The 8,439-nt window shown below is 65.8% G+C and carries 6 protein-coding genes and 5 pseudogenes; 6 read left to right on the top strand and 5 right to left on the bottom strand.

Annotation, left to right across the window (positions count from 1 at the left end; all coding sequences use genetic code 11):
* The 3 genes and pseudogenes from NFW30_RS18365 to NFW30_RS20130 form a co-directional block, all read left to right on the top strand.
* A partial coding sequence (locus NFW30_RS18365; protein WP_295372448.1) for a leucine-rich repeat domain-containing protein occupies positions 1–733 on the top strand: 733 nt, incomplete at its 5' end.
* Between the two features lie 171 nt (positions 734–904).
* A complete protein-coding gene (locus tag NFW30_RS18360) occupies positions 905–1,057 on the top strand; it encodes a hypothetical protein (RefSeq protein ID WP_295372445.1) in 153 nt (50 codons plus the stop codon).
* Positions 1,057–1,185, top strand: a pseudogene (locus NFW30_RS20130) (hypothetical protein); the annotation flags it as partial. The gene NFW30_RS18360 and the pseudogene NFW30_RS20130, both read left to right, overlap by 1 nt.
* 31 nt (positions 1,186–1,216) lie before the next feature.
* On the opposite strand, the gene NFW30_RS18355 reads toward NFW30_RS20130, so the two are convergent.
* From NFW30_RS18355 to NFW30_RS18335, 5 genes and pseudogenes are all read right to left on the bottom strand, one after another.
* Entirely contained in the window at positions 1,217–1,894 is a 678-nt protein-coding gene (locus NFW30_RS18355; protein WP_295356065.1) for a hypothetical protein, read from the bottom strand.
* 89 nt (positions 1,895–1,983) lie between these two features.
* Positions 1,984–2,235: pseudogene (locus NFW30_RS18350) on the bottom strand (hypothetical protein); the annotation flags it as partial.
* Entirely contained in the window at positions 2,228–3,394 is a 1,167-nt protein-coding gene (locus NFW30_RS18345; RefSeq protein ID WP_295356063.1) for an ATP-binding protein, read from the bottom strand. The gene NFW30_RS18345 and the pseudogene NFW30_RS18350, both read right to left, overlap by 8 nt.
* A 192-nt stretch (positions 3,395–3,586) precedes the next feature.
* Positions 3,587–3,795: pseudogene (locus NFW30_RS18340) on the bottom strand (type II toxin-antitoxin system HicA family toxin); the annotation flags it as partial.
* Entirely contained in the window at positions 3,792–4,001 is a 210-nt protein-coding gene (locus NFW30_RS18335) for a type II toxin-antitoxin system HicB family antitoxin (RefSeq protein WP_295356061.1), read from the bottom strand. The gene NFW30_RS18335 and the pseudogene NFW30_RS18340, both read right to left, overlap by 4 nt.
* A gap of 700 nt (positions 4,002–4,701) precedes the next feature.
* Here NFW30_RS18335 and NFW30_RS18330 point away from each other — a divergent pair.
* The 3 genes and pseudogenes from NFW30_RS18330 to NFW30_RS18320 form a co-directional block, all read left to right on the top strand.
* Positions 4,702–6,480 (top strand): ABC transporter ATP-binding protein, encoded by a 1,779-nt coding sequence (locus tag NFW30_RS18330; RefSeq protein ID WP_295356059.1) that lies wholly within the window; start codon positions 4,702–4,704, stop codon positions 6,478–6,480.
* A 187-nt stretch (positions 6,481–6,667) separates the two neighbouring features.
* Positions 6,668–7,549, top strand: a pseudogene (locus tag NFW30_RS18325) (asparaginase domain-containing protein); the annotation flags it as partial.
* Between the two features lie 302 nt (positions 7,550–7,851).
* A pseudogene (locus tag NFW30_RS18320) lies at positions 7,852–8,382 on the top strand (DUF3300 domain-containing protein); the annotation flags it as partial.
* Positions 8,383–8,439 lie beyond the last annotated feature (57 nt).

Genomic DNA, 8,439 nt, shown 5'->3' with positions numbered 1-8,439 from the left:
CGAGAACACCCAGGTGAGCGACGTGTCGGCGCTCGCCGCGCTGACGGGGCTGCAGGGGCTCTGGCTCGAGAACACCCAGGTCAGCGACGTGTCGGCGCTCGCTGCGCTGACGGGGCTGCAGACGCTCGTGCTCGCGGACACCCCGGTCAGCGACGTGTCGGCGCTCGCCGCGCTGACGGGGCTGCAGAACCTCTCGCTCGAGAACACCCAGGTCAGCGACGTGTCGGCGCTCGCCGCGCTGACGGGGCTGCAGAACCTCTCGCTCGAGAACACCCCGGTCAGCGACGTGTCGGCGCTCGTCGCGCTGACGGGGCTGCAGGGGCTCTGGCTCCGGAACACCCCGGTGAGCGACGTGTCGGCGCTCGCCGCGCTGACGGGGCTGCAGGAGCTCTGGCTCGAGAACACCCAGGTCAGCGACGTGTCGGCGCTCGCTGCGCTGACGGGGCTGCAGAAGCTCGTGCTCAAGAACACCAAGGTCAGCGACGTGTCGGCGCTCGCCGCGCTGACGGGGCTGCAGGGGCTCTGGCTCGAGAACACCCCGGTCAGCGACGTGTCGGCGCTCGCCGCGCTGACGGGGCTGCAGACGCTCGTGCTCGAGAACACCCAGGTGAGCGACGTGTCGGCGCTCGCCGCGCTGACGGGGCTGCAGGGGCTCTGGCTCGGGAACACCCCGGTCAGCGACGTGTCGGCGCTCGCCGGTCTGACCAATCTGAAGATCATCGGTCCGGGTTGATGGAAACGGCGTAACCGATAACCAGCCGGCGTTCTTCCCCGCGCTGGTCGTTCTGACGAGAATGCCTTCCTCGGACCACGGAATGGAGAGCAGGCATGGAGACGACGACCAGGAGGTTGCGGGTGAAGCGCGACGCGGAACAGTGGCGAGTCCTGCTGCTGGCGAAGCCGCATGCAGGCCGACGGCAGCAGCAAACCCGGCCGGGCGGCGCCGGCAGCCTTCCTCGATGTCGGCGTGCTGCGCCGCGAGCACCCGTCGGCTGCGCGTCTTGAACTGACCCTCGACCTCGGCGGAGGTCTGCAGCTGTTCCTTGTTCGCGGCTGATGGTCTTCCCGGAAGCGCGAATTCGCGTGCAGGTCTATGGTTGCCCGGTCGATCTGCGTCAATCCTTCGACGGGCTGATCGCGCTGACGCGCCACGCGCTGCGCGAGGACCCCGTGAGCGGACAACTCTTCGTCTTCTTCAACCGGCGCTCGACGCTGGTCAAGGTGCTCTGCTGGGACCGCAGCGGAAAACCGCATGGGCCGAGCGTCGGAAGTCGCGCGGTGTGGGTTGCCCCCGCTTTGCCGCGCGTTGCCTGGCAATCTCATGATTCATCTCGGCCGCGAAAAAGGTGACCGGAACCCCGCGGGCTTGCGCTGCAAGCATCTCGTCGCGCGCGATATCACCTCCACCGATGCCAACCAAAGAGTCGGTAATGTCCACGATCGTCTGTGACGTCGGCGATAGCTTCCCATCTGGCGAAAGCCCTCCCCACGTCTTGTCTTCCACAAAAAACACATGATCGACGCAAGGTGCCAGGGTGACGGCTTCATCCCGCGCGCGGGAAGATACAACCCCGATGGTAGTGAAGCCTGCACCCTTGGCCCATTCATACAGCTGACCAATCCCATCCGACGTTCCGCCGATATTGATCAATGTCGTTCCCGGATCAGTGGCAGCAAGTATGCGACCCGCAATGTCGCGCAAGTCTTGAAGGTTCTCGTAGCCCGCGGCCGAGTAGCCAGAGAAGGTCAGTACCTTCTTGCCGGTACTGCGGACGAAGGCGGTGACTGAGGATGATGAGGAGTCGTGCAGGGTTGGTTTGCCGCTGCATCCGGCCTGTGCGTCAAAGGCAAAGGTGGACGCCGCAGCAAGAGCGAGAAGTGGCAGCAAGCGCATGCGAGTAACTCCCGGGAATCCAAGGTTCCGCTTCACCCGCGCGAAGCAGGAAAGCGCAGCGCCGCCGGTTGAGCGTCCGCTGCAAGCGGCTGATAGGGCGTGATGCCCGTCGAGTCGACACCCGTCTCCAGCTTCTGCAGCGCGGCCGAGATGTGGGCGGGTGAGTAGCCGCGGGCAGCCAGGTTCTCTTTCAGCAGCGCCGTCTCGATCGGGCGGTTGCCCTCGCGGGTGCTCCACTCGCCGAGGTATCGGTAGCCGAGGTTGTCAGGCCGCGCCGGGTCGCTGAAGAGGGCGATGACGCGGTTCTGCGTCTTGCGCTCGGAGCGGGGCTGCTCAGGCATGGGCAGCCTCCGATCGCAGGATGTCGATCAGGCGCGCCGGCGTGATGGCGGTGATCGACTCGTCCAACGGAAACTCGTGCTCGCCGGGATGGATGACGTACAGATGGTCGAGCGCGAGGTCCTCGAGCGCGATGCGCATGGACTTCGTGGTGCCCGGCTGCTCCGAGAACTTGAACTCGAAGCCGAGTCGGCGGCCCGCGCGCTGCACCATCAAATCAAGCTCGGCGCCGCTGTGCGTGCCCCAGAAGTACGCGTCCCGATCGCCGCACACGCCGAGGATCTGCTCCAGGCAGAACCCCTCCCAGGATGCCCCCAGCTTCGGGTGCGACTGCAGGCCCGGCGGGTCGGGGATGCCGAGCAGCGCGTGCAGCAGGCCCGAGTCGCGGATGTAGACCTTGGGCGAGCGCACCTGCCGCTTCTTGAGGTTCTCGAACCAGGGCGGCAGCTGGCGCACCACGTAGGTGCCGCTCAGGATGTCCAGATAGCGCCGCGCCGTCGGCTCGGATGAACCCAGCGCGCGCGCCAGCTCCGCCAGGTTGAGCACCTGCCCGTGGTAGTGCGCGACCATCGTCCAGAAGCGGCCCAACGTCGCCGCGGGCACCTGGATGCCCAGCTGGGGCATGTCGCGCTCGAGGAAGGTCCGGCGGAAATCGTCGAGCCATTGCCGCGCAATCGCGTCATCGGGCGCGAGCCAGGCGCGCGGAAACCCGCCGCGCCACCACAACCGGGGCAGCGCATCGGCGCCGAGTTCCGCCAGAGAAAAGCCGGTCACGTCGACGAACGACACCCGGCCGGCGAGGCTTTCGCTGCCCGCCTTGATCAGTGCCGGCGAAGCGCTGCCGAGAATGAGAAAGCGCGCGGGCGTGCCCGGCCGGTCCGCGAGTACGCGGAGCACGGGAAAGAGATCGGGCCGGCGCTGCACCTCGTCGAGGATCAACAGGCCGGTCAGCGGCCGCAGCACCAGCTCCGGATTGGCGAGGCGGGCGAGATCCGCGGGCGACTCGAGGTCGAAGAAATGCACCGCCTCGGCAGACTCCTCCGCCAGCATCCGGGCCAGTGTGGTCTTGCCGGCCTGGCGCGGCCCGACCAGCGACACGATCGGGTTCGCGCGGAGGCGCTCGCGGATCGTTTTTAGGTAGGCCGTGCGGCGGACGTTCATTTCCTTGAAATTCTAATGCCACGCTTTGCTTTTGCAATGATTATTGGTGTTCTGGGCGCGCCGGGCGGGTTGCTCAGGCATGGGGTTCATCTGGGGGTTGATTCACGTGGAGGCGCGGAGACGCGGAGGGTGAGTGTCTTGTCGTCCGCTTGACGTGGTTGGTCGGCGGCTTGGATGCGAGGAAGGCGCCTGGAGATCTTTCGGTGACAGACCTGTGTGCTTGGCCATGCGGGTAAGCATGCGCGGGCCAATCTCTCCGCCGTCGTCAAAGGCAAAGAAAAGATCTGGCCATCCTTGTCGGGAGATGGTTCGGTGAGAGCCCGATTGCCGTTTGAGCCGCCATCCGATACAAACAATGCTGCGAGTGCGCGCCTGGCCTTCGCCGACGGCCACTGGCTCATGCCGCCAAGGGGACGGAAATGCTGATATCGATGGCCTTGCTTTCGCCGTACTCCAGCCGCTCTGCGATAGCCCGTAGAGCCAACACCTCGGCTCTCGCCATTGCTTCCTCGGCAGACTGGCCGTAGCACCAGACACCAGGAAGCTGGGGGACTTCCGCGATCCAGCGCCCATCAGTTTCCTGCGCGCACTCGATACTGAAATTCATGAATCACCTCCAGAGCACATGTCGGGGATTGTAGCGCCATGCCGAGGATGACGCCGGGCGAATGGCCTCGATCTGCCGCGCCGAAAGCATCCGGCCTTGCCGCTGGTGCATCCGCGGCAGATGGACCTCGTTGGACTGAAGCGCCTCGACGGCGGTACTCATGGGGATTGCAAGCGCCGCGCGCCGCCGGTCAAGTCAGGGACAAGACCCAGGCGGCTGGGCGAGCGGTAGACTCGGGGCGTGCCGGCGCACATGGGCAGGTGACTGGAGCGAACCGGGCAGGCTCCTGATCAGCAAGTGGATCGCGCGGCTCCCCGCAACCGGGAAAGGCGCTTCATCGTCAGCCGGATGGCTGGCATCTGCCGTCGGCCGAAGTCGGCTGGCTGGCGCGCAGCTCCGGCGCGCTCCGGCGCACGCGCCTGCCGACGGAACACGCAGGCATGTGTGTCGGTCTGTACCTGCCCGGCTCGTGGCACGGCGCCGACCGTCGCCATGCCGTGCGGACACCGCGCCGACCACGCTTCGGCCTGTTCGCGGCCACCCGCTCGACCTGCGGCAGAGGCGGTCTGCCGAGCGGGGCGCAGGTGTCCTCATGGTGTCCGGGCAAGCAGTCCGGATATCATTCACCGCCGAGGCGCCCATGCACGCACCGCAACGATCCGGTTCATTGCCTTCCAGCGCCCTTTCCGGTCCGCACACCATGCCCCACCAATACACCTGGCAGTCCATTCTCGGCATCGTCCGCGAGCACAGGACGGATCTGATCACTGCGCACATTGTCGCCATCCTGGCGGCGGTGGCGAGCGTGCCGATTCCCCTGCTGATGCCATTGCTGGTTGACGAAGTGCTGCTGCACCAGCCTGGCCGCCTGGTGGCCTGGCTGGACAGCCTGTTCCCCACGGCCTGGCAGGGCCCGGTGCTGTACATCGGCGCAGTGCTGGCACTGACGCTGGCCCTGCGGCTGACGGCGCTGATCCTGGGCGTCTGGCAGGGCCGCAGCTTCACGCTGATTGCCAAGGACGTGGTCTTCCGCATGCGCGAGCAGATGCTGCTGCGCCTGAGCCGCATCGCCATGTCGGAGTACGAAACGCTCGGCAGCGGCGCCGTCGCTTCGCATTTCGTCAAGGATCTCGACGCGATGGACACGTTCATCGGCGCTTCCGTGTCCAGATTCCTGGTGGCGCTGCTGTCGATCATCGGTACCGCCATCGTCCTGCTGTGGATGCACTGGCAGCTGGCCCTCTTCATCCTGCTGCTCAATCCGGCGGTCATCTACTTCACCACGGTTCTGGGCAAGCGGGTGAAGGATCTGAAGAAGCGCGAAAACAGCGCTTTCGAGCTGTTCCAGCAGGCGCTGACCGAAACCCTCGATGCCATCCAGCAAATCCGCGCCAGCAACCGCGAGCGCCACTACATTGCCCGGGTGATCGACCGGGCGCGCGGTATCCGCAGCGACGCGGCCGCTTTCTCCTGGCAGAGCGATGCGGCCGGGCGTCTGTCGTTCGTGGTGTTTCTGTTCGGCTTCGACGTCTTCCGCGCCATCAGCATGCTGATGGTGGTCTACTCCAGTCTCAGTATCGGCCAGATGATGGCGGTGTTCGGTTATCTCTGGTTCATGATGGGCCCGGTACAGGAAATCCTCGGCATCCAGTATGCCTTCTACGCCGCCAAGGCGGCTCTGGGGCGCATCAACCGCCTGCTCGAATTGAAGGATGAGCCGCATTACCCGCAACGGCAGGATCCTTTCGCCGGCAAGCATACGGTCGGCGTCGAGGTGGACGACGTCCGCTTCAGCTACGGCGACGCCCCGGTGCTGAACGGCGTCAGCCTGAGAATCCGGCCGGGGGAGAAGGTGGCGCTGGTGGGCGCTTCCGGCGGCGGCAAGTCGACCCTGGTCCAGGTGCTGCTCGGCCTGTATCCGCCCGACTCCGGCACGGTTCGTTTCGCTGGCGTGCCGATGACCGAGATCGGCATGGAAGTCGTGCGCAGCCACGTTGCCACCGTGCTGCAGCATCCGGCGCTGTTCAACGACACGGTGCGCATGAACCTGACCCTGGGCCGCGAACTCGGCGATCAACAGCTGTGGCAGGCCCTGGACGTGGCGCAGTTGGCCGCTACCGTGCGCGAGCTGCCGAACGGCCTCGACACCATCGTCGGCCGTCAGGGCGTGCGCCTGTCCGGGGGCCAGCGCCAGCGCCTGGCGATCGCTCGCATGGTCCTGTCCAACCCCAGCATCGTCATCCTCGACGAAGCCACCTCGGCGCTCGACGCCGAAACCGAGGCGAGACTGCATGCGGCGCTGCGCGGCTTCCTGCAGAACCGCACCACCCTGATCATCGCCCATCGCCTGAGCGCGGTGAAACAGGCCGACCGGGCCTACGTGTTCGATGGTGGCCAGATCATCGAGGAAGGCAGGCACGATGAGCTGATCAAGGGTGAAGGGCTTTACAGCCGCCTCTATGGGCAACTTCAGCACTGATCGGTCGGGCATGCGCCACCTGTCCGACCGCCGGAAACATCTCGGGTACGTCGCTGCCGCAGCGGATCCGCGCAGCATGGTGCGGGCCGGGCGGGTCAGGGTGCGCGATGCGCGGCAGTGACTCCGGCCGCTCCGGCAGCTCGGATGACCACAGGCACTGCGCGGGGCGGGGCGGGAGTCCGATGAACTAGCCGGCCTGCCGCAATTGGACAGGATCGCCAACGTGCGCGGCGAGCAGGTCTTCCAGGTTGCCTCGGAAAGCCTGCGCAACGACAACCTGGTGACCCTCGCCAAACGCGTTTCCGCGCTGGCGAAGCAGAGCGACGTTGACGGCATCGTCATCACCCACGGTACCGATACCACGGAAGAGACGGCCTACTTCCTGAACCTGGTCGTCAAGACGGACAAACCGATTGTCGTTGTCGCTTCGATGCGCCCGGGCACTTCGATCTCGGCCGACGGCACGCTGAATCTGCTCAACGCCATTTACGTCGCTGGCAGCAAGGACGCGCGCGGCAAGGGCGCGCTGGTGGTGACGAACGACACCATCAACAGCGGCCGTGACGTGAGCAAGATGATCAACGTGCGTCCGGACGCTTTCCAGAGCCCCTGGGGGGCCTTGGGCATGGTCGTCGAAGGGAAGAACTACTGGTTCCGCAAGCTCGACAAGCGCCACACGACGAACTCCGAGTTCGATATCGACCGGATCGGCACGCTGCCGCTCGTCGAAATCGCTTACGCTGGAGGCAACGTCAATGACACGGCCTACCGTGCGTTCGCGAACGCCGGCGCCAAAGCCATCATTCATGCCGGTCCGGGCAATGGCTCCGTCGCCGGCACGCTGGTTCCGGTGCTGCAGGATCTGCGTGGCAAGGGCCTGCACATCATCCGCTCGTCGCACGTCAACAACGGCGGCTTCGTCATCCGCAACGCCGAGCAGCCGGACGACAAGTACGACTGGATCGTCGCCAACGACCTGAACCCGCAGAAGGCCCGCATCCTGGCATCCGTTGCCCTGACCTCAACCAATGACAGCAAGGAACTGCAGCGCATCTTCATGGAGTATTGATCCCTTCCTCCCCTCCGGCGCCGAGTCCCTGCCCAGGCGGCAAGGCGCTCGTCGATGGAGCGGGGCGGGATGCGGATGATTCTTCTGCGGCTCCGGGGTCCAAATTCGACATTGACCCTGCCTCGTCAAGGCCCATATACTTCCCCCGGTGCCGTCATTCACACCCGCCGGTGCTCGGTGCCGTTGGATTCCCGTCCTGCCCACCGCAGAATGAGACGCCACCGGGTCATGTCACGTCCTGTCGTGGAGGGGCCATGGAAATGCCTTCGATCCTGCGTGGCATCGCCGCGCTCCTTGTCGCCATGCTCCTGCTGTTTGCCGCACCGGTGCGCGCCGCCGACCCTGCGAAGTTCACCGTCGAGCAACTGGACCAGATGCTGGCGCCCATCGCCCTCTTTCCCGATGCGTTGCTGGCGCAGGTGCTGATGGCGAGCACCTACCCGAAGGATGTCGCCGAAGCCGTCCAATGGGCGCTCGCCAACCGCAGCCTGAAGGGCGACGATGCGGTCAAGGCGGTGCAGGACAAGCCCTGGGACCCCAGCGTGCAGTCGCTGGTCGCCTTCCCGCAGGTGCTCGCCATGCTCGGCGAAAAGCCCGAGTGGGTGATCGACCTCGGCGACGCCTTCCTCGGCCAGCCGAAGGAGGTCATGGACTCGGTGCAGTTCCTTCGCGCCAGGGCCAAGGATGCCGGCAACCTGAGCAGCAACGAACAGCAGATCGTCACCATCGAGGCGGCGCCATCGCGGCCGCAGACGATCGTGGCCAATGCGCCGCCACCGCCGGCGCAGATCATCACCATCGCCCCGGCCAACCCGCAGGTCGTCTTCGTTCCCATCTAACGGTCATTGCAGTTGCGGCCGCCCCGGATGATGAAAGAAGATGCGTGTTGG

Source organism: Accumulibacter sp., assembly GCF_023806635.1.
GTDB lineage: Bacteria > Pseudomonadota > Gammaproteobacteria > Burkholderiales > Rhodocyclaceae > Accumulibacter.
The sequence above is the reverse complement of the archived record's forward strand: the minus strand, read 5'-3'. Positions and strand labels throughout refer to the sequence as shown.

What these genes read in the sequence shown, in the direction of transcription:
- NFW30_RS18345 (WP_295356063.1), bottom strand. Translation starts at nt 3,394, where the DNA reads ATGAACGTCCGCCGCACGGCCTACCTAAAAACGATCCGCGAGCGCCTC.
- NFW30_RS18330 (WP_295356059.1), top strand. Translation starts at nt 4,702, where the DNA reads ATGCCCCACCAATACACCTGGCAGTCCATTCTCGGCATCGTCCGCGAG.
- NFW30_RS18355 (WP_295356065.1), bottom strand. Translation starts at nt 1,894, where the DNA reads ATGCGCTTGCTGCCACTTCTCGCTCTTGCTGCGGCGTCCACCTTTGCC.
- NFW30_RS18360 (WP_295372445.1), top strand. Translation starts at nt 905, where the DNA reads ATGCAGGCCGACGGCAGCAGCAAACCCGGCCGGGCGGCGCCGGCAGCC.
- NFW30_RS18335 (WP_295356061.1), bottom strand. Translation starts at nt 4,001, where the DNA reads ATGAATTTCAGTATCGAGTGCGCGCAGGAAACTGATGGGCGCTGGATC.